Source organism: Guptibacillus hwajinpoensis, assembly GCF_005144865.1.
Lineage (GTDB): Bacteria > Bacillota > Bacilli > Bacillales > Guptibacillaceae > Guptibacillus > Guptibacillus hwajinpoensis_A.
In genome coordinates this window covers 445,242-465,308 of the sequence record NZ_SWFM01000003.1, presented here as the reverse complement: position 1 = coordinate 465,308, position 20,067 = coordinate 445,242, and the positions used below count along the sequence as shown (strand labels likewise).

The 20,067-nt window shown below is 38.1% G+C and carries 28 protein-coding genes; 17 read left to right on the top strand and 11 right to left on the bottom strand.

The features are described 5' to 3' along the window. The first annotated feature begins 45 nt into the window (after positions 1-45). Both FBF83_RS13315 and FBF83_RS13310 read left to right on the top strand, forming a co-directional pair. A complete protein-coding gene (locus FBF83_RS13315; protein ID WP_136947631.1) occupies positions 46-492 on the top strand; it encodes a hypothetical protein in 447 nt (148 codons plus the stop codon). 94 nt (positions 493-586) lie between these two features. Further along, entirely contained in the window at positions 587-1,033 is a 447-nt protein-coding gene (locus FBF83_RS13310) for a hypothetical protein (RefSeq protein ID WP_136947630.1), read from the top strand. A 52-nt stretch (positions 1,034-1,085) separates the two neighbouring features. Here the strand turns inward: FBF83_RS13310 and hmpA are convergent, their stop codons facing one another. Next, the gene (gene hmpA, locus FBF83_RS13305; RefSeq protein ID WP_136947629.1) at positions 1,086-2,300 is read right to left on the bottom strand and encodes an NO-inducible flavohemoprotein; all 1,215 of its coding nucleotides are present in this window, start codon (positions 2,298-2,300) and stop codon (positions 1,086-1,088) included. 194 nt (positions 2,301-2,494) lie between these two features. Here hmpA and FBF83_RS13300 point away from each other — a divergent pair, with 194 nt between their 5' ends. From FBF83_RS13300 to FBF83_RS13290, 4 genes are all read left to right on the top strand, one after another. Then, positions 2,495-2,935, top strand: coding sequence for an Rrf2 family transcriptional regulator (locus tag FBF83_RS13300; protein ID WP_136947628.1), 441 nt, complete (start codon positions 2,495-2,497; stop codon positions 2,933-2,935). Positions 2,936-2,989: 54 nt separating this feature from the next. Further along, entirely contained in the window at positions 2,990-3,145 is a 156-nt protein-coding gene (locus FBF83_RS20930; RefSeq protein ID WP_169525445.1) for a hypothetical protein, read from the top strand. A 132-nt stretch (positions 3,146-3,277) separates the two neighbouring features. Then, positions 3,278-3,991: an RNA polymerase sporulation sigma factor SigK gene (gene sigK, locus FBF83_RS13295; RefSeq protein ID WP_136947627.1), complete on the top strand. Its 714-nt coding sequence runs from the start codon at positions 3,278-3,280 to the stop codon at positions 3,989-3,991. A 126-nt stretch (positions 3,992-4,117) separates the two neighbouring features. Then, positions 4,118-4,348, top strand: coding sequence for a hypothetical protein (locus FBF83_RS13290; RefSeq protein ID WP_136947626.1), 231 nt, complete (start codon positions 4,118-4,120; stop codon positions 4,346-4,348). A gap of 137 nt (positions 4,349-4,485) precedes the next feature. On the opposite strand, the gene FBF83_RS13285 is transcribed toward FBF83_RS13290, so the two are convergent. Next, entirely contained in the window at positions 4,486-5,232 is a 747-nt protein-coding gene (locus tag FBF83_RS13285) for a GDSL-type esterase/lipase family protein (RefSeq protein ID WP_136947625.1), read from the bottom strand. Between the two features lie 114 nt (positions 5,233-5,346). Continuing rightward, positions 5,347-6,468, bottom strand: a complete 1,122-nt coding sequence (gene yfkAB / locus FBF83_RS13280) for a radical SAM/CxCxxxxC motif protein YfkAB (RefSeq protein WP_136947624.1) — start codon at positions 6,466-6,468, stop codon at positions 5,347-5,349. A gap of 186 nt (positions 6,469-6,654) precedes the next feature. Here yfkAB and FBF83_RS20925 point away from each other — a divergent pair, with 186 nt between their 5' ends. Next, complete coding sequence (locus FBF83_RS20925) at positions 6,655-6,831, top strand: hypothetical protein (protein ID WP_169525442.1); 177 nt, start codon at positions 6,655-6,657, stop codon at positions 6,829-6,831. Between the two features lie 87 nt (positions 6,832-6,918). On the opposite strand, the gene mnhG is transcribed toward FBF83_RS20925, so the two are convergent. The 6 genes from mnhG to FBF83_RS13250 are packed head-to-tail and all read right to left on the bottom strand — an operon-like array spanning position 6,919 to position 12,176. Beyond that, positions 6,919-7,281, bottom strand: a complete 363-nt coding sequence (gene mnhG / locus FBF83_RS13275) for a monovalent cation/H(+) antiporter subunit G (protein WP_169525440.1) — start codon at positions 7,279-7,281, stop codon at positions 6,919-6,921. After that, on the bottom strand, positions 7,253-7,543 hold the full coding sequence (locus FBF83_RS13270; RefSeq protein ID WP_136947622.1) for a Na(+)/H(+) antiporter subunit F1: 291 nt from the start codon (positions 7,541-7,543) through the stop codon (positions 7,253-7,255). Before FBF83_RS13270 ends, mnhG begins: the two co-directional genes overlap by 29 nt. Next, positions 7,540-8,016, bottom strand: a complete 477-nt coding sequence (locus tag FBF83_RS13265) for a Na+/H+ antiporter subunit E (RefSeq protein ID WP_136947621.1) — start codon at positions 8,014-8,016, stop codon at positions 7,540-7,542. Before FBF83_RS13265 ends, FBF83_RS13270 begins: the two co-directional genes overlap by 4 nt. 5 nt (positions 8,017-8,021) lie before the next feature. Next, a complete protein-coding gene (locus FBF83_RS13260) occupies positions 8,022-9,503 on the bottom strand; it encodes a Na+/H+ antiporter subunit D (RefSeq protein WP_136947620.1) in 1,482 nt (493 codons plus the stop codon). Continuing rightward, positions 9,496-9,834 carry a Na(+)/H(+) antiporter subunit C gene (locus tag FBF83_RS13255; RefSeq protein WP_136947619.1) on the bottom strand — a complete coding sequence of 113 codons (339 nt, stop codon included), beginning with the start codon at positions 9,832-9,834 and terminating at the stop codon, positions 9,496-9,498. The genes FBF83_RS13260 and FBF83_RS13255 overlap by 8 nt, the downstream gene beginning before the upstream one ends. Continuing rightward, on the bottom strand, positions 9,834-12,176 hold the full coding sequence (locus tag FBF83_RS13250) for a Na+/H+ antiporter subunit A (protein WP_136947618.1): 2,343 nt from the start codon (positions 12,174-12,176) through the stop codon (positions 9,834-9,836). Before FBF83_RS13250 ends, FBF83_RS13255 begins: the two co-directional genes overlap by 1 nt. Positions 12,177-12,354: 178 nt before the next feature. Here FBF83_RS13250 and FBF83_RS13245 point away from each other — a divergent pair, with 178 nt between their 5' ends. Then, complete coding sequence (locus tag FBF83_RS13245) at positions 12,355-12,807, top strand: hypothetical protein (RefSeq protein ID WP_136947617.1); 453 nt, start codon at positions 12,355-12,357, stop codon at positions 12,805-12,807. A 46-nt stretch (positions 12,808-12,853) separates the two neighbouring features. On the opposite strand, the gene FBF83_RS13240 is transcribed toward FBF83_RS13245, so the two are convergent. Further along, positions 12,854-12,997 carry a sporulation histidine kinase inhibitor Sda gene (locus FBF83_RS13240; RefSeq protein ID WP_136947616.1) on the bottom strand — a complete coding sequence of 48 codons (144 nt, stop codon included), beginning with the start codon at positions 12,995-12,997 and terminating at the stop codon, positions 12,854-12,856. Between the two features lie 354 nt (positions 12,998-13,351). Here FBF83_RS13240 and FBF83_RS13235 point away from each other — a divergent pair, with 354 nt between their 5' ends. From FBF83_RS13235 to FBF83_RS13200, 8 genes are read left to right on the top strand one after another with little or no spacing between them, the layout of a single operon-like run. Further along, positions 13,352-13,867: a YqeG family HAD IIIA-type phosphatase gene (locus tag FBF83_RS13235; protein WP_136947615.1), complete on the top strand. Its 516-nt coding sequence runs from the start codon at positions 13,352-13,354 to the stop codon at positions 13,865-13,867. A 2-nt stretch (positions 13,868-13,869) separates the two neighbouring features. Beyond that, positions 13,870-14,979, top strand: a complete 1,110-nt coding sequence (yqeH, locus tag FBF83_RS13230) for a ribosome biogenesis GTPase YqeH (RefSeq protein ID WP_136947614.1) — start codon at positions 13,870-13,872, stop codon at positions 14,977-14,979. 13 nt (positions 14,980-14,992) lie between these two features. Beyond that, complete coding sequence (gene aroE, locus FBF83_RS13225) at positions 14,993-15,835, top strand: shikimate dehydrogenase (RefSeq protein ID WP_136947613.1); 843 nt, start codon at positions 14,993-14,995, stop codon at positions 15,833-15,835. Continuing rightward, positions 15,836-16,126 carry a ribosome assembly RNA-binding protein YhbY gene (gene yhbY / locus FBF83_RS13220; protein ID WP_136947612.1) on the top strand — a complete coding sequence of 97 codons (291 nt, stop codon included), beginning with the start codon at positions 15,836-15,838 and terminating at the stop codon, positions 16,124-16,126. After that, on the top strand, positions 16,126-16,716 hold the full coding sequence (locus tag FBF83_RS13215; protein ID WP_240688093.1) for a nicotinate-nucleotide adenylyltransferase: 591 nt from the start codon (positions 16,126-16,128) through the stop codon (positions 16,714-16,716). The genes yhbY and FBF83_RS13215 overlap by 1 nt, the downstream gene beginning before the upstream one ends. Further along, a complete protein-coding gene (yqeK, locus tag FBF83_RS13210) occupies positions 16,703-17,269 on the top strand; it encodes a bis(5'-nucleosyl)-tetraphosphatase (symmetrical) YqeK (protein WP_136947611.1) in 567 nt (188 codons plus the stop codon). Before FBF83_RS13215 ends, yqeK begins: the two co-directional genes overlap by 14 nt. A gap of 20 nt (positions 17,270-17,289) precedes the next feature. After that, entirely contained in the window at positions 17,290-17,643 is a 354-nt protein-coding gene (rsfS, locus tag FBF83_RS13205) for a ribosome silencing factor (RefSeq protein ID WP_136947610.1), read from the top strand. A gap of 1 nt (position 17,644) precedes the next feature. Beyond that, entirely contained in the window at positions 17,645-18,382 is a 738-nt protein-coding gene (locus FBF83_RS13200; protein WP_136947609.1) for a class I SAM-dependent DNA methyltransferase, read from the top strand. A 97-nt stretch (positions 18,383-18,479) separates the two neighbouring features. Here the strand turns inward: FBF83_RS13200 and comER are convergent, their stop codons facing one another. Next, on the bottom strand, positions 18,480-19,316 hold the full coding sequence (gene comER, locus FBF83_RS13195) for a late competence protein ComER (protein WP_136947608.1): 837 nt from the start codon (positions 19,314-19,316) through the stop codon (positions 18,480-18,482). Positions 19,317-19,417: 101 nt separating this feature from the next. Here comER and FBF83_RS13190 point away from each other — a divergent pair, with 101 nt between their 5' ends. Further along, positions 19,418-20,041, top strand: a complete 624-nt coding sequence (locus tag FBF83_RS13190) for a helix-hairpin-helix domain-containing protein (RefSeq protein WP_240688092.1) — start codon at positions 19,418-19,420, stop codon at positions 20,039-20,041. Positions 20,042-20,067: the final 26 nt, after the last annotated feature.

The window sequence follows — 20,067 nt, the reverse complement described above, 5'->3', positions numbered from 1 at the left end:
GATGTAGAGTTCCGCCATTTTAGGACTGCGAAGGGGAAATCGAATGTGAAGAAGAAAGAACATCACTTTCAACAAATCATTCGTAAGTTACAAGAACTTTCAGGATTAGATGTGGACATTCTATTAGAAGATCATTTTCCTGGAAGACGGATGATTGGGGGAAAGTATTCACTAGAAACGAATGTGGTTACGATCTATCTTGAAGAAGTGAGAAAACAGTGCTTTCGTCTCTACGGGTCTGATGAGAAATTATTGGATTACTTCTCAGTGATCCTTGCACATGAACTTGGTCACGCAGCTGATCAGACTCTGATGGAATTGTCGATGGTACGAGCAGGTAATTCGGATCAGCAAAAGAGAAAGCAACTTTCTATTAGAATGGAAGAAAACGCATGGAACTATGCGAGAAGACTTGTTCCAGAACTACAAAATATATTAAATGTTGTAATGGAGCGCTCGCTAGCTATGTATGAAATAGAAAGAGATAAATGAAAAGAATTTTCAAAAAATATATACAAAATTTGATTACCTTGATAAGATTAATAAAATCTGATTCACAGCCATTTTACGTAAAGGTGTGAAGGTAATGAAGGTAATCAAAACGTATTACCCGAAAGTGAAGGCAATCGAACTGTTCATGTCTCTCGTGTATGGTATTGTTGTTAGCTTTGGCACTCTGTTACTATGGTTGAAAGGTGATTTATCGTTTGAACGATGGCGGTCATTCATGTTGATTGGACTCATTTATGTTTCGTTTTGTGCGCTGTTAAGCTTCTGTATAAGAACTCAGCGAATTGAACTGACAGAGTATGGAATAGAACACAAGTTATTGGGCATAAGTCGAAGAAGTGTGGCTTTTACTTCTATGAAGACAGTAACGTTTGGGAAAGTAAACGGATCCCCTGTTGTAGCTATAGAAAATAAATATAACAAAGAAACAATTTTTGTCCCTTATATACCTTTTGAGCAAGACTGGGGTGAAATTAATACTCAAATTAAAGAGCGTAATGGAACAGTTATTATTACCATTTGAAGAAGCGCCGATTAGGCGCTTCTTTTGCAACTTTATAAGTAATATCTAAGTATTATTCCATTGACGTTTCAAGTGCTACTGCAGGACCGAAGAACTCATAATGCATCTGAGTTTCTGATACACCAAGCTTTTCTAAAGCTTCTTTCACCGCTTTCATAAACAGTAGAGGTCCACAGAAATAGTAGTGTGTTTCTGGATCCAGTGAGAGGATTTCACTTAGCCATTCATGATCAACAAATCCTTCTTTGTGATAAATTCGATTATTGAGATCTTCTTGTGTAGGAGATTCATAACATACAAAATAGTTGAGCGAAGGGTGTTTGAGGCTCGTCACTTCCTCATGAAACGCATGGACACTTCCATTGACCGATGCATGGATAAATGTCGTTTTTCGACCTTGATTTGCACTGCTTTTCAGCATACTAAGCATTGGAGTAATTCCCACCCCGCCACTCAATAACACGATTGGAGTGGATTCTTCATTCAAATAAAAATCCCCAGCAGGTGCTGTAATGCTCAATTTGTCATTTTCCTTTACATGATCATGTATGTAATTAGAAACAATCCCATCAGGCTTTGACGCGTTTTCTTCCTTTTTTAAAGAAATACGATAGTAAGGTTTCTCTGGAACGTCAGAGAGGCTATACTGACGAATATGTGTAAACTCATCACCCGGAATTTCAACCTTAACACTAATGTATTGTCCTGATTTAAATGAGGCGATTGGCTTACCATCAACAGGTTTTAAATAGAAAGAGGTGATAACGTCACTTTCATGTTCTTTACGATCAACAACAAAGACGCGTTCCTTATCCCATCCTCCAGGCTGTTTTGCTACTTCTTTATACATCTCATTTTCTACTTCAATAAACACGTTTGCAATGACTCCATATGCTTCTTCCCATGCACGCAAAATCTCTTCAGAAGCATCATCTCCAAGTACTTCTTTAATCGCCATTATGAGATGCTCCCCAACAACAGGATAATGTTCTGGTTTAACACCGAGACTTCTGTGTTTATGGGCTACTTGTTTAACAACAGGGAGGATAGCTTCTAATTGATCAATGTGTTTGGCAGCGGCATAAACTGCGTTTGCGAGTGCTTCCTGTTGCCTTCCCTGCTTTTGATTAGCATGGTTGAAGATGTTTAATAGTTCAGGATGGTTCGTGAAAAGCATGTTATAGAAGCGTTTCGTAATTTCAAGTCCATGAACTTCTAGAACTGGAACGGTTGATTTTATTGTTGCTATAGTTTTGGGTGATAGCATGAAAACGACCTCCAATTTAAAGATGTATTTATAATACATATTTATGGTACCTGCTTCGTATGCCAAAAGCAATATATTGAATACATCTTTAACGAGTTGTTCACAATTGAATTAAAGCAGTATACAAGGCCATGTTATTGTTGGTGTGATAAAATAGACCTATGAACAATGTAGTGAAATGAGGCTGAATGATAATGCGTTTAACAAATTATACAGATTACTCTTTAAGAATGCTGATTTATCTAGGGAGTATGAAGAACGATAAATTAGCCAGCATACAAGAAATTGCAGATTCCTATCAAATTTCAAAAAATCATTTAATGAAAGTAGCACATGAGCTTGGAAAAAAAGGGTATATAGAAACGATTAGAGGGAGAAATGGTGGATTACGACTTGCTCAACACCCTGAAGAGATTAATATCGGTCAAGTTGTAAGAAGTACGGAAGAGGATTTTAATCTAGTTGAATGTTTTGATAAGGAAAACAATACATGTGTGATTAGTTCTGCATGTCGGTTGAAGCATGTCCTTCATAACGCATTATCAGCTTACTTTGAAGTGCTAGATGGTTATCAGCTTGCAGACTTAATCGTAAACAACGAGACGATTATGAAGTTGCTCACGTCAAATCGATAAAGTAGCAATATGATTATATCCTGAATACACTGCCATTAGAGGAGTGTGGCAGGTATGGAATGGTTTGAAATGATCGGGCTTGGCGGAATTATTACGACTTTTGCAATTATCCGATTAAAATATGGCCGTAATTCTGCTCATCATCGCTATTTGAGAGAAGAAGTTATGTTGGAGAAATGGTCGAGAGAAAAGAAAGTAGATCGTGAGTAATTCAGAAGACGCAACGGGTTAACCGGAGCGTTTTTTCTTTTTTGGATGGGAATTGATGAGGACAGACACAACCGAGTAGGCACATACATAAACTTAAATTATAGTAACAGCCCATAATTGGGAGGTGAGTATGTGTCGTTACTGGCAGCGCTTGCTTACGTGTGTAAGGAAGTTCTTTTCTTTGTCTCATTTGTTAAGAACAATGCCTTTCCTCAGCCTCTTTCAAGGAAAGATGAAAGAAAGTATTTAGAATTGATGGCAGAAGGAGATGAAGATGCAAGAAATCGCCTTATCGAACATAACCTTAGGCTTGTTGCTCATATTGTCAAAAAGTTTGAGAATACAGGAGAAGATCCTGAAGATTTAATCTCAATTGGTACAATCGGATTGATTAAAGCAATCGAAAGTTATTCAACAGACAAAGGTACAAAGTTAGCTACCTATGCAGCCAGGTGTATTGAGAATGAAATCCTTATGCACCTACGCGCCCTTAAGAAAACGAAAAAGGACGTTTCCTTACATGATCCGATCGGTCAGGACAAAGAAGGGAATGAAATCTCCCTCATTGATGTTCTAAAGGCTGAAACGGAAGACATTGTAGAACTCATTCAACTTAACATGGAAAAGAAAAAAATCTATGAATACATTCATATCCTTGATGACAGGGAGAAGGAAGTTATTGTTGGACGTTTTGGATTGACTCTTGAAAAAGAACTCACTCAGCGTGAAATAGCAAGGCAGCTTGGAATTTCAAGGAGCTATGTCTCTCGTATTGAAAAACGTGCTTTGATGAAACTTTTTCATGAATTTTATCGAAATCGTAAAGAAAAAGAGAGTGGTGCATAACCCTGCTTAGCAGGGTTTTTTTTGCATATAAATCATTACCACATTTTACATCATTAAAAAAAGTGGTAAAGAACGTATGTTCGTCATATGATAAGAACAAATGATCGTGTGAGGGAGAGAACTATTATGCAAAGCATCATGCGGAAAGCTCTACTTAAGCAGGAGCCGGTTGAAATCATTTACTTATCACAAGACAATGTGACAACTCAAAGGTTTGTAACATTTCATAGTATGAATGATCTTGAAGCGACAGGATATTGTCATCTAAGAAGAAGCTTGAGAACCTTTAAACTGGAGCGTATCCTAGCCGTTTATCCTTATCGGTTTAGGTTAAGAACCAAACAATTATACGCATGAAACATAGGAATATAATACAAAAAAGCTATGAAGGTCTCCCTTCATAGCTTTTTTTAAGGTTGGTCACTGTTAGTTTAACACACAAAAGCGAAAAAGCAATAAAATCGTAAGTATAAATATTGTAATTGAAGGTTTTATTACGATTTCACTTTTTCATTTGTGTTATAAGTCGATAGGATTACACGTGTCCATATCTTATATCCTTCTCCATTAAGGTGAAGACCGTCGAAGGTATAGTTTTTGTTAAGCTGACCAAATTCGACTAACTCTTTGTGAATGTCTATATACTGATAATTATAGAGTGAAGCGAGATCCTTAAGACGCTCATTCATTTCTTTAATTACATTATTATTTATTGGATGTCCAGTTAATGCTGTATTGACTGGAAAAAGGCTTTGTACATATACTTCAGTGTTAGGTGAGTTTGTTTTGAGAGTATCAAGAATTTGCTTGTAATTTGTCTCAATTTTGTTAACCGATTGGCCCGCAATCATGTCATTTATGCCAACTAATAAATACACACGGTCAGGCTTTGCAGCTATAACTTCATCAATACGATTTAAGACTCCTGTCGTCGTATCCCCAGCGATACCTCTATTCAAAACTTTATAATCACTGAGTGCTTCACCCCACTCATAATAATCTGTCAGGCTATCTCCAAGAAAAATCGTTTCACTATCTTGATGGGTATAAGAGTCGTAAATACTCTTCTTGGTCTGATAATACTTAGTATAATACGTAATATTTTTCTTCTTGGATTCTGAATCATTCTCAGGCATCTCGTTTGCATTTGTTCTTAGAAAATCTGATTGATTCTCTGCCAGTGCAAGTAAGATAGCTAGTGAACCAACCATTAGAACCAGAATCCATATTCTTCTTTTCACAACAATCACACTCCTATAGATTACGATAGGTATTATACCCTATCTTCACTTAAGTGAAAGGTAAAAGTGCAATTATACATGAAAATGAGTAAAAAAACCCCCTTATTTGGAGGTCTAGAGAGAAAGATTCGTTTTCTGTTTGAGAAAATCGATGTCTTGATAGTATGCATCTTTGACGAGTAGATTGGGGCCAAGACACTTCACAGCCGGGCAGTGACAGCTAATACTTTTAGCGATTTTACTATCTACCCACTTAGAATAAGCATCGTTTAAATTCGTATCTTTAATATTTCCAAGTGGTGGTGTATCACCGAAATCCGTTACGATAATGTCTCCATCAAAAATATTCATATTTAAGCGGGAGCGACCATCAGGATCATTTCGTACTGTAACATTTTTTTCATTATACAATCGTTCGAGAAGTTTCAAATCTTCTGGATTTGAACTACATGGATAGAAAGGGAGTGTGCCAAACAAAAGCCAAACATTTGGGTCTCGGTGATCTAAAAGACGATGAATGCCTTCTCGCATTTCTGATAGAGATGCAATATCTAAATCTGATGCGAAATCAGAGGGATACATCGGATGTACCTCATGTCGTTGGCACCCCATATCTGCAATTTGTCGATGGATATTTTCGATATTTGGCAGTGTTCTTCGGTTAATCATCGTTTCTGCAGAAACGATCACACCCTGTGATGTTAGATTTTGAGCATTTTCGACCATGCGATGGAAATAGGCTTCTCGTTGTTCGATAGATGGTTTTCGATCCATTACAGCAAAGCCGATATCTGTAAAGTCTGCAATGCTACCATAATTATGAGAGATATGTAGCACATCAAGGTAAGGTAATATGAGATCATATCGCTTCCGATCAAGCGTTAAATTAGAATTAATTTGCGTTCTTGCTTCTCTTTCATGAGCGTATTTCAAGAGAGGTACTACGTATTGCTTCACCGATTTCATTGAAAGCATTGGTTCACCACCTGTAATACTCAATGCACGTAGTTCTTTAACTTCATCAAGTCTACGTGTTATCAGATCAAGAGGAAGTGGTTCGGGATCCTTTGATTGAAGGGTGTATCCAACTGCACAATGTTCGCATCTCATATTGCATAATGTAGTAGTTGTAAGCTCTATATTGGAAAGGACCATTCTTCCATGTTCTTCAACATCCATATAAGCTTCCCACGGGTCATAGGTGGGAGTAATCGCTCTCATAGGTTTTGTTACCATATCATCGACCCCTTTATGTAGTTAACAGACGTTAAGTCTTCTACAATTGTAGAGCATCCGAACAAGGTTGAACAGTCATTACAATGAATTTAGAAAACTCCGCCAATCCCCAGACAAAACTGTCCATCCTATCATAGACTATACTATCTACCAGAATGATGTCTGCGAGAGAGAAGGAGGGGGAATATGAAAGGCTATGGCTACGGTTACCCAGGTTGTGGTTATCCCTATCCGCCATACCCATATCCATATCCAGGCTATGGTGGCGGGTATTATGCATTAATCGTTGTCCTACTTGTTTTATTGCTCGTGATAGGCGGCGGCTACTATTATTATACAAATCATTATGGGAATTACAGATAATTATATAGTACCGAACAGAAAATAGAATTACAATGACCAAACTTTTGACAAGATTAATTCCCTATAGAAAAAGCAAGCACGATAGGATTATCCTTTCGTGCTTGCTTTTTTGTGTTCTTTTTTTTCTAGATCATTTCTTGTTGTCTTTTCCCAGAGAGGAACGCCTTTCTGATAGGCAGCCCTTGAGATCATATGCCCAGAAACTGGTGCAGTCATCAAAATAAAGATGATACCAAGAATCAGTTTGCCGCTTACCATCTGTTGCTCAAAGATAAAGTAAAGAAAGGCTGCTATTAAAATTCCAGCAACTCCGAGTGTTGCACTCTTTGAAGCAGCGTGAAGCCGAGTATAAACATCAGGCAGCCGAAAAATACCTAGTGCTCCCGAGAAAAGAAAAAATGTTCCGATAAGCAATATGATGCTAATCACGACTTCTTTCAATGATAACACCCTTTTCCAAGAATTTTGCAATAGCGACTGTTCCAATGAAAGCAAGAATACCGATCAATAGAATAATGTCGTTGAAATATTGTGTTTCTAACTTTATTGCTAGAATACCTGCTATTGCCATCAGGTTAATACCGATTGTGTCAAGTGCAACGGCGCGATCAGGATTAGACGGTCCTTTAATTGCGCGATAGAGAAGAAAAAGAGTAGAGATGGCGATGACTACAATACAAATAGTTGAAACAATTGATAATAGTGAAGTCATCTTGTCACCTCCATAATAGCTTTTTCGAATGTGCCCTTAATTTCCTTAATGACTTCGTCTGCATCCGGAGCATCCATAGCATGAATGTAAATATGCATATTATCTGGTGCTACAGAAACGGTTAGTGTTCCAGGTGTTAATGTAATCAAATTAGCCAACATTGTGATTTCCCAATTTGTGCGAACTTCAATTGGTACAGCTATAATTCCTGGTTCCATATTGAGTTTTGGAGAATAGACAAGCTTAACAACCTGTACATTTGCCATAATCAATTCTTTTATAAACAAAAACAGTAATTTCATAATGGACCAAAGTCGATAGAAGTAAAATCGATCTGGAATAAATCGCTCCATTAATAGGAGCAATCCTATTCCGAATAAGTAACCGACAAAGAATGTACTAAAAGAGTAACTTTCAAAAAGAAACATCCAGAGCACGGCAATAATTAGATTTATGATAATTTGAATTGGCATGCCATCTACTCCTTCATTACGGAATCAATATAGTTTGCTGGATCAATCATTTGATCAGCTATCATTTGTACAGTTGGATAAATGAACTCAGCACCTAATCCAAGCGTAATGGTAAACACAAGAAGAAAGGCAGCAGGTACAATTTTTCCTTTAGTAGGGTTAACGTCTGGTACTTTATCTTGCTTAGCTTCGCCCCAAAAACCGTTAATAAAGATACGGATGACGGATAAGAGAATCAACAGACTTGTAATCAGCCCAATGACAGCTAGGACATAATGTCCTTCTTCAAACGCCCCACGAAGAATTAGAAGCTTTCCTACAAATCCGCTAAATGGGGGGAGTCCTGCTAACGCAAGTGCGGCGATGAAAAATAGCCAGCCGAGCAGGGGTTGATTCTTAATTATTCCTCCCATTTTTCTGAGATCTGATGTACCAGCATAGGCAGCCATAGCACCTACTAAGAAGAACAGAGCTGCTTTAATAATCATGTCATGAAGCAAGTAATAAATTGTTCCCGCTAATGCAGTTGATGAAAAGACCCCAATGCCAAGAATCATATAACCAACTGCAGGTATGATATTGTATGCAATAATAAGTTGAACATTATTTGTTGAAAGTGCCCCTATTACTCCAAATACTAGGGTGAAACCTGCCAAAATCAGTAGAATTTGATGAGTGACAGTAAGGTTGTAAACAAAAATCAACGTAAATACCCTTAGTATTGAATATACCCCGACTTTAGTAAGTAAAGCTCCAAATAATGCTGAAATCACTGTAGGAGGAACAGTGTATGATTTCGGTAGCCAGAAATAAAGTGGAAACAAAGCTCCTTTTGTAGCAAATACAATCAATAATAGAATCGCAATGGTTGTTAATATACCATCCTGCTTTATTTCACCTACTCGCTCTGCAAGCTGTGCCATGTTTACAGTACCTACTACTGCATAAAGGAATGACACCGTCGTAACAAAAAGAATTGATGAAAATAAGTTAATGATAATGTACTTAAATGATTCCCTGAATTGCTCTTTCGTTCCACCAAGTACAATCAAACCGTAAGATGCAATCAGAAGTACTTCGAAGAATACGAAAAGGTTAAAAAGGTCTCCAGTTAGGAAGGCCCCACTTACTCCTGCAATAAGAAGCTGAAAGAGAGGATAGAAGTAGTATCTCTCTCTTTGTTCATCAAGTGAATTAAACGCATAAAAGGCACAAGCAACAGCTATAAGATTTGCTGTTACAACAAGTACAATGGCAAGCGGATCAGCCACAAGGACGATACCGTAAGGAACTGCCCAATCTCCTGCTTTTAGAACAATTGTGCCATTTTGAAGTACGTTATATGCGATCCCCGAAACCACGACAAGATTAATGATGACCATAATGCGAGTGATCATCCTTACAAGTGGCAACCTTTTATTAAGAAAGACTAATATGATCCCCGTTAGAAGCGGTAATAGAATTGGAAGTATAGCTAAATTACTCATTGTCGTTTCCCCTCAACTTCTCCATATTATCGGTACCATTCGTCTGATATGCCCGATACGCCAACACAAGAAGAAATGAAGTCACACCGAAGCTAATGACGATGGAAGTCAGGATAAGTGCCTGTGGAAGCGGATCAACATAATTCGTTACGTCTTCTGAGAGAATTGGTGGTTTTCCGCGATTCAGTTTACCCATTGTAATAATGAAAAGGTGGGCTCCGTGAGACAGAAGTGCTGTACCGATTACAATTTTAAGAATTTGTTTTTGTAGCATCATATAAACTCCTGCTGTGAATAGCATTCCTGCAAGCACTGACATGATGATTTCCATTAATCATTCCCCTCCTTCTTGCCAGGACGTAGTTTAATCATGGTGAAGATCCCGAGTGCAGCAAGGCCGAGTACAAGGATTTCGAGCATTGTATCTAGACCACGGAAGTCTACGAGGATGACGTTAACAACGTTGTCTCCCCCACCCATTTTGTAGGAGTTTTTAAGAAAGTAATCTGAAATTGGTTCAAAGAACTTTGTACTGTGTGAGGCAATGCCTATCATCGTAACAAGCACCCCAACTGAAATGGAGATAATCCAATTCACCGCGTTTGTTCGCTTTGATTCTTTTTCTTTTCCGAAATTCGGAAGATGGTAGAAACAAAGTAGGAATAGCGCAACAGTAACAGTTTCAACAATAAGCTGAGTTAACGCAAGGTCAGGAGCTCGGAAGAATACAAAGAGAAGAGATAATCCGTACCCAACAATACCAAGCACAAGAATTGCAGCTATTCGGTTGTTCATAAAGATAGTTCCAAATGCTGCAATTGCCATTACGATTGCAATGAGTATTTCTGGTGCAGCAAGAGGTGCTAAATCATCAAATGCGATTCGAAATCCACCTGTAATGCTCATCGTAAATCCTACTAGACCAACAAAAAAGACAAGAATATAGATCATGTAATGTCTAAGTGAACCAGTCATGTAGACATTTGTCAGCTTTTTCGATCCAGTGATTAAACCATTTATGATACCGTCATATGCTTTAGCTGCAGATAGCTTACCAGGCAACACGTTGTATACGCGTTCCCATTTAGTGCGGGTTAAGTATAAGGCGGTACCGAGCGCAAGAACAGCGAGACTCATATAGAGCGGCGGTCCAAAGCCATGCCAGAATTTAATATGCGTTTCACCGACATCACCAGTAATCGAATCAACCATAGGTGAAAGTAACGCATGAGCAAATATGTCTGGAACAAGCGCAATAATGATAACGAGCAGAATGAGTGCAATTGGTGATAACAACATCCCAATTGGTGCTTCATGTGGTTTCTGAGGTAATTCATCTCTTTGTTTACCTGTAAACGTTCGGAAGAATAACATAACAGAATAAACAAATGTGAAAATACTACCGCCCACTGCCAAATAAGGAAAGAATGGTGATACGGACTCAACAATGGTTGAAGCGTTCTGGAATTTGAGAGAAGAGTCAAAGAACATTTCTTTACTTAAAAATCCGTTTAAGAATGGAAGCGGGAACCCTGCCATCGAAAATGTTCCAAATAAGGCTAATGTAGCTGTGATTGGCATGAATGTGAATAATCCACCAAGACGCCTTATATCACGCGTACCTGTTTCATGGTCAATGATACCTGCTACCATAAACAGACTTCCTTTAAATGTTGCATGGTTTAAAATATGGAACACTGCTGCAAGAACAGCAAGTTCAGTTCCAAAACCGAGCATAGCCATAATCATGCCAAGCTGACTAATCGTAGAGTAAGCAAGAATTGCTTTCAGATCTGTCTGCCTGACTGCCATATAAGAACCCCAACAAAGAGTCAACAAGCCAAAGCCACTTACGATTAAGAAGAAAAGATCTGTGCCTGCAAATATTAGGCTAAGCCTTGCAACTAGATAAATGCCAGCTTTCACCATTGTTGCTGAATGTAGAAATGCACTAACTGGCGTAGGTGCTTCCATTGCATCAGGTAACCAAGTGTGGAATGGGAATTGAGCTGATTTTGTAAACGCACCTAGAAGAATCATAATTAATATGAATGGGAAGAGGGAAGACTGAACAACCATCTCTGCATTCTCAATAATCCCCCTGATGCTAGTCGTTCCTGTAATGTCTGCCATCATCAAAAATCCACCAAGCATGGCAAGACCACCAAAAACGGTAATCATCATTGATTTAAGAGCACCAGAAGTAGATTTCTCCCTTTGATACCAATATCCGATTAAGAGAAACGACGAAATACTTGTGAGCTCCCAAAATGTATAAAGTACAAAAAGATTATCCGACAAAACAACCCCAAGCATTGCGCCCATAAATAACAGAAGATAAACATAAAAATGGCCAAGTTTCTCGGCTTTACTTAAGTAATAGATGGAATAAAGAACAACAAGTGATCCAATTCCCGTAATTAAAAGCGCGAAAAACAGGCCAAGACCATCGATGAAAAATGTAACATTAACGCTGAGAGATGGAATCCACTCAAACGTTTTTAGTGTATGTACACCTTGTAAGACGTTTTCTATAAACGTAAGAAAATACCCGAATAAAACAATCGGAACTAATAGAACAAACCAGCCTAAATGGACCTGTTTGACGCCCCGATAAATAAACGGGATGAAAAACGCTGCCAGAAAAGGTAGCAAGACAGCCGCATGAAGCATTCTACAAAACCCTCCCCAATAATCCTCAATATGATAAAAGTTCACATGAACTCATATTGCAATAACTCAATTGTAATCAAAAACAGTCTAATTTATCAACTTTTCATGTTTGTAAAAGAAACTTACCCGTATAAGTTTACCAATCAACGCCGATTCTATTTGCGAAAGGAGTATGCACATGATAAAATCCATTTCTATACTTTTTACAGGTATGGTTCTTCTTACTGCCTGCCAATCGATTTATACAAGTGAAGATAAATCTCCATATGCCCCTAGAGAATACTTCAGAGCAATTGATGTAGAACCAATTGGCACAGCCATCTTGAAAGAAGACAAATCTATTTCTGCACTTAACCATATAAAAAATAAAATGCAAAATGAAGGTGCTATTAAGGATGTTATTGTTTTAACACATAATAACCAGGCTGTTGTTGTATTAAAACCTTTTGCATATGAAAGAAGACAATTGGATGAGATACTTTCCGAGTATCGCAAAAAATTAGATGAAGAAAAGATAGCTGCTGTTTTATTAACAGAGCCAGTTGATTATCGTAAGGCGAAGAAAATGAAGAATATGGAAGACGTTACTGGTGAAGAGTGGCAAAATCAGTGGGGAAGCTATTTTAATTAAAGATTGAAACAAAAAACCAACCTTTAAAAGATCAAGGCTGGCAAAATTAAATCCCGATGAGAGGAACTTGCTTATCAAGGCTTCGTCTTTCAATTTCTCTTAGAATTAATCCAATAAAGTCATTGCTAAGCTTAAGTTCCTTTGCTTTATAAAAGGATTCAATCAATAAGTCATCTGATAACTTCTCCAAGATTAAGCACCTCCTAAATAAGGTTCTAGTTTCCGTCTATTCCGCATATTGTGTATGTGGATCTTTTATTTGCAGTTAGCTTACCACGGATATAAAGCAAGAACAACCGTTCCGTTATCCACAGTTAAAGGTGGATAATTTGTGGGTAAACTGTTTATATCTAAATTATTAGTAATGAATTTATAGTCTACAAATGTGCATAATGTTATCCACAATTTGGGCGAACATCAGAATTTGTCGAAAAATTTTGATATTATTTAGATTTTTTCTTCTGCAACGTACAGAAGTTAATTGTTGTACGTGTGAAAAATATTGATACAATAGGTATGTCACAAATAGTAGGAGTGTTGATAGTTGTTAAATACTTTTTTACCTAACGAACATGTTCAAGACATTTTTCAAATTAGTCCTAAGATGCTCAAAGATCGTGGAGTAAAAGGGATTATTACTGATCTTGATAATACACTTGTTGAGTGGGATAGAGCTGATGCAACGCCAGAACTTACAAAATGGTTTAAGCAAATGCGTAATGAGGGCATTCTTGTTACAATTGTTTCGAATAACAATAGGACAAGAGTCGAAAAGTTTGCTTCGCCTGTAGAGGTGCCTTTTATATATGAAGCTCGAAAGCCAATGACCAAAGCTTTCCGAAAAGCCCTAAAGGATATGAAGATAGAGGCTAACGACGCTGTTGTTATCGGGGACCAAATCTTTACTGATGTTGTTGGGGGGAATCGTATGGGCCTTCATACAATTCTTGTTGTACCTGTAGCAAGTACGGATGGTTTCTTTACGAGGTTCAATCGCAGAATGGAAAGTGTTTTCTTAGCATGGATGAAACGTAAAGGGAAGATAAATTGGGAGGAATAGGTTTGAACAACGAACAAATTATTTGCGCTGGATGTGGCGTGCATATTCAAACAGAAGACAAAAACGCACTTGGTTATGCTCCACCATCTGCTCTCAAAAGAGATGTAATCATCTGCCAGCGCTGTTTTCGCTTAAAGCATTATAATGAAATACAGGACGTAGCACTAACAGATGATGATTTCTTGAAGATCCTAAATGAAATTAGCCAGACTGACGCACTTGTTGTTAAAATCGTAGATATCTTTGATTTTAATGGTAGTTGGCTTCCTGGCATTCAGCGGTTTGCAGGCAATAACCCTGTCTTGCTCGTAGGGAATAAAGTTGATCTCCTTCCTAAGTCTGTTAATCAGTCTAAGTTAATTAAGTGGATGCAATCAAGTTCTAAAGAGAACGGCTTAAAACCTGCTGATGTTATGCTAATGAGTGCGTCTAAAGGCGATGGAGTTATGGATGTTGCGGCAGAAATTGATCGCATGAGAGATGGCAGAGATGTGTATATCATCGGATGTACAAACGTCGGAAAATCTACATTCGTCAATCGTTTAATACAGGAGTTTGGCGGAGACGAGGAACAAATGATTACAACTAGTCAGTTTCCTGGGACAACGCTTGATTTAATTGATATCCCACTTGATGATGGTCATACGCTCTATGATACCCCTGGTATTATTAATCATCATCAGATGGCTCATTTTGTAGATGCTGAAGAATTAAAGATTATTAGCCCTAAAAAAGAAATTAAGCCAAAAGTATTCCAGTTGAATGAAGGGCAGTCGCTGTTCTTTGGAGGACTTTCTCGCCTTGATTTTGTAGAAGGTGGACGTCAGTCCTTTATTTGTCATGTTTCTAATGATCTCTACATTCATCGTACAAAGATGGATAAAGCAGATGATCTTTATGCCGAGCACCTTGGTGAACTTCTTTATCCACCTGGAGAGCAATCCAAAAAGGAGCTTCCAAAGCTTGTTAGCCATGAACTCAGAATCAAAGAAGAGAAGATGGATATCGTATTTTCTGGTTTAGGCTGGGTAACAGTATCAGGTAAAGGGACTACTGTAAAAGCGTATGCACCTGAGGGTGTTGGAGTATCAATACGTAAATCGCTAATCTAGGAGGCTTTTGGTAATGGGGAAACTATACGGACTGCTTGGTCATCCTGTAGGTCATTCAATGTCACCGGTTATGCATAACTGTGAATTCAGAGAACTTGGGCTCTCCCATCATTATCAGGCTTTCGATCTCTCGCCAGAACAGCTTGAGGATGGTGTGGAAGCAATGAAAATACTTGACGTTCAGGGGTTCAATGTTACCATTCCACATAAAGTTGCCATTATGCCTTTACTAGATGAAGTTGAACAAGAAGCTCTTGAGATTGGCGCTGTAAATACTGTATTTAAAAGCGGTGGTAAACTTATAGGAACGAATACTGACGGAAGAGGTTATTTAATGTCCCTTCTTTCAGTAACTGGTGAGAAAAGCCTCCAAGAAAAGAGAATTCTTGTGATTGGTGCTGGTGGTGCTGCGAGAGCAGTAGCGGTTTCGATTTGTCGCTCGGGTGTTGCCTCATTAACGATCGCGAATCGAACCATAGAAAAAGCAGAAGAATTAAGTAGCGTGTGCAATAAATACGCTAGAACGGTTGCGACATCTCTTTCTGAAGCAGAAACAACACTGAGTAACTTCGATATTGTCATTAATACAACATCCATTGGGATGAGTCCCTATTTAAATCATATTCCTCTAAAGTTGGATCAATTGAAAGCAGGTACTGTGCTTAGTGACTTAATTTATAATCCACTTGAGACACAGTGGATGAAAGAGGGTAAAGAAAGAGGCGCCGTTGTAGATAATGGAGTTTCAATGTTTGTCGAGCAAGGGGCACTTGCCTTTGAAAAGTGGACTGAAGTCGCACCAAATCGACAACGAATGAGAAGAACGGTTTTAAAAGAGTTAGGAGGACATAAATAAATGTTAACAGGTAAACAAAAACGTTTTTTACGAGCAAAAGCTAATCGTCTTAATCCTATTTTTCAAGTAGGTAAGGGCGGCGTTAATGAGAATATGACAAAGCAAATTGAGGAAGCACTTGAAGCGAGAGAGCTTATTAAGGTGAGCATTCTTCAAAATTGTGATGAAGACCGTAACACAGTGGGTAAACAATTATCGAGTGAAACGGGTGCAGAGCTTGTTCAAATTATCGGTAATATGATTGTTCTGTACAAAGAATCAGAAGAGAATAAAGAAATTATACTTCCATAATGACTGCTCAACAAAGAATGAAGGTCGGTCTACTTGGTGGAACATTTGATCCGCCCCATTTGGGGCACTTGGCACTTGCTCAAGGAGTGTTAGAGACGTGTGAGCTTGATGAAGTTTGGTTTATGCCTAGCCACCGTCCCCCACATAAAAATGGTAGTGATATTACAGAGAATCACCACCGAGTGGAGATGGTTCAGCGAGCGATAGAAGGTAACCCAAATTTTAAGATCTCCTTAATAGAATTTGAACGAAATGGACGGTCCTTCACAATCGATACAATTGAAATCCTAAAAGCTAATTATCCAAATATCGATTTTTATTTTATTATAGGTGGAGATATGATTGAGGATCTTCCAAATTGGCATCGAATAGATGAATTATCCAAGATGATATCATTTATTGGTGTCAATCGTCCTGGTTATAATCCGGACAAAGAACAGTACGAGGTCTCATTAATTGATGTTCCTCAAATCGATTTGTCTTCTAGCGAAATCAGGAAAGATTTGTATTTTGGTAAAAGTGGTCGATATTTACTTCCAGAATCTGTCCGAATCTTTATTGAAGAGAAGGGATTATATGAATCGAGCTAAGGCCTTAGAACTAGTAAAACCTCACTTAACTGAGCATCGATATGTTCATACGGTAGGTGTTACAGACACCGCAGTTGAACTTGCTGAAAAATACGGTGCAAATATTGAAAAAACAGAGCTAGCTGCGATTTTTCATGATTATGCGAAGTTTCGTCCTAAAGATGAAATGAGAAGAATAATTGTTGAACAATCTATGCCTGAAGATTTACTTGAGTATTCTTCAGAACTCTGGCACGCTCCAGTTGGGGCTTATCTCGTAAAATGCGAAATCGGAATAACAGATGAAGAAATACTTGGTGCAATTAAATACCATACCTCTGGTCGTCCTAATATGACCTTGATGGAGAAATGTGTCTTTATTGCTGACTATATAGAGCCTGGACGAGCATTCCCAGGAGTTGAAGAAGTTAGAGAAATGGTTCAACAAGATCTCGATAAAGCGATTGCGTTGTCTCTCAGGAATACTGTGCAGTTCCTAATGAAAAAGAATCAGCCTGTTTATCCGGCGACGTTCTATACCTATAACAGCATTGTAAAAGCACATAACTCCTGAGAAGAAATGGAGGAAACAACATGAATGAAAAACAAATGATTACACTTGCTGCGAAGGCAGCTGATGATAAACGTGCAGAAGATATCGTTGCATTAAACATGAATGGTGTCTCATTAATAGCAGACTACTTCTTAATTTGTCACGGTAACTCCGAGAAACAGGTTCAAGCAATTGCCAAGGAAGTGAAAGATCAGGCTCTTGAGAATGGAATGGATGTAAAGCGCCTTGAAGGATTTGATCAAGCGAGATGGGTTCTCGTTGATCTTGGATCTGTCATTGTGCATATTTTCCATAAGGATGAGAGAAATTATTATAACCTTGAAAAACTATGGGGCGATGCACCACATTTATCGCTGGATGAGATCCTAGCTTAACATGCACTCATATGAACGTTTTTCTTATGTTTACGATCGCCTAATGGAGCACGCTCCCTATAATGATTGGGCCCAGCTTGTTAAGAATGAAATGTCTTCTGGGAATGTTCTTGATTTAGGATCAGGAACGGGAGAATGTTCGCTTCGCCTTGCTGAGTCTGGTTTTAACGTCACGGCAGTTGACCTTTCTGAACATATGCTCTCTGTAGCACAAGATAAAGCAATGCAAAAGAAGTTGTCTCTTAAATTCCTTCATCAAGATATGCGTGAGCTTGAAACAGGCGAAATGTATGACGTGATTACAATCTTTTGTGATTCATTGAATTATATTACGGATATTGACGGCGTTAAAGAGGTTCTTCGTCGTGTTTATGATCACTTGAAACCACAAGGTATTCTTTTATTTGATGTTCATTCTCTTCATAAAATCAAAGAGTTTATTGGACAAACTTTTGCTAGCAATGAAGAAGAAATTTCATATATATGGAATAGTTTTGCGGGAGAAGAACAAGGCTCGGTTGAGCATGAGCTAAGCTTCTTTTTAGAAAATGAAGAAGGATTATATGAACGCTTTGATGAACTACATCTCCAACGAACCTTTCAAATCGCTGACTATAAAACGTGGTTGACTGAAGTCGGTTTCGAGATAATTTCCATTAAAGCAGATTTCACAGAACAATCACCAACAGAAGATTCAGAGAGAATATTTTTTAGAGCGATTAAACCACAAAAAGGTTGATTTCATATGAAATCAACCTTTTTACTATTTTCTTGAAGGTTTTTACTATTTTCTTGAAGGTTTTTACTATTATCTGACGAACTCATTTAAATGGCTCCTAGTTCTGCTTCGATTCCTCTTTAAATTGCAACTTAATTCCTCTTCTATCTTCTTCAAATTTCTTATGAGTTCTCTGTATCAAATGGTGAAACATTTCTCCGGTTTCTTGTTCTAATACTTTCAAACCTTCTCCTGTTACCCCACCTTTAACAGTTACTTTCTTTTGTAGTGTTTCTAGAGAAAAATAATCCTTTTCAAGAAGTTTACCCATACCAATAAGCATTTCCGTAGCAAGAACGGACGCTTGTTCAGCAGATAGCTCTGTTTCCGCTACGGCTCCTTCTATGAATTGTTGAATGAGGTAGCTTAGAAATGCAGGACCGCAGCTTGCGATGTCGGATGAGACTCTGGTTACTTCTTCATTTGTTTCAATTGGCGTTGAAATGTGTGACATTAAATAAAGTAATCGTTCTTTATTTGATTCTGAACATTGGCTGCTGAAAGTAACTAACGAGGGACCACTCAACGCTCGATTTGTAATGCTTGGTATAGCTCTTGCAACGTCACATGGAACAAACGTTTCGAGTTCACTCACTTTTATTGGACTAGTAATTGAAACAATCAATTGCTTTTGTTTCAATCCGGGACGTATCTTTTTAAGAAGCGGAAAATATTCATGAGGTTTTACACAAATGAAAATAATATCAGATCTACTTACGACTTCTTCTGCATTTATTGCAACATAGAGAGCCGGGTATTGATTCTTCAAATTCGTCGCCTTTTCAATTGTTCGATTTACAATACTGAGATGGGAAGGTTTTACGGCCCATGAGTCAATAAAGGAAGAAATAAGAACCGTCCCCATATTGCCGGTACCAATTACACCGATTTTCAATCGTCTTCCCCTCCTTCCATACTCATTTCTCCTAAAACATATGTAAGAAAGTCACATTATATGTTTATCTCTGAGTAACATTCGAAAGGAATGACTAAAGATTGAAGTATATTCAAAGTTTTACGGTCCGAGAGAAAATTCTATTAGCCATAGTCGTAGTAGGTCTTGGTGCTTGGTTATTTTATCATTTTGAATCGACGAAAGCAGCGAAAGAAGAGATACTATTTAGCATGCAAGATTACAGCAATAACGTGGAGAGTGATGATCTTGCTAACCAAGAAGAGACAGCTAAAGAACCTGAATTAATTATGGTAGATGTAAAAGGAGCAGTGGTTCAACCTGGCGTTTATGAAATGAAGAGTGTGAGCCGTGTAAAGGATGTTATTACGAGAGCAGGGGGGTTTGTTCAAGATGCCGATCAATCCCAGCTAAATCTAGCAGGAAAAGTAGCTGATGAAATGGTAATTTACGTCCCAGTTGTTGGTGAGGTTAGCACGATGCCTCAAATGGGGAATTTATCAGAAGGTACAGAACTCATATCAATTAATACAGCAGATCTTAATGAACTACAGGAACTTCCTGGGATTGGACCATCAAAGGCTGAAGCGATTATTCAATACCGTGAGGAGAATGGAGCTTTTAAAGCAATTGAAGAATTACAAAACATAAGCGGTATTGGTGAGAAAACCTTTGAGAAATTAAAGGATTTAATTAGTATTCAGTGAGAGATTGACGTGGAGACACGTTTCAA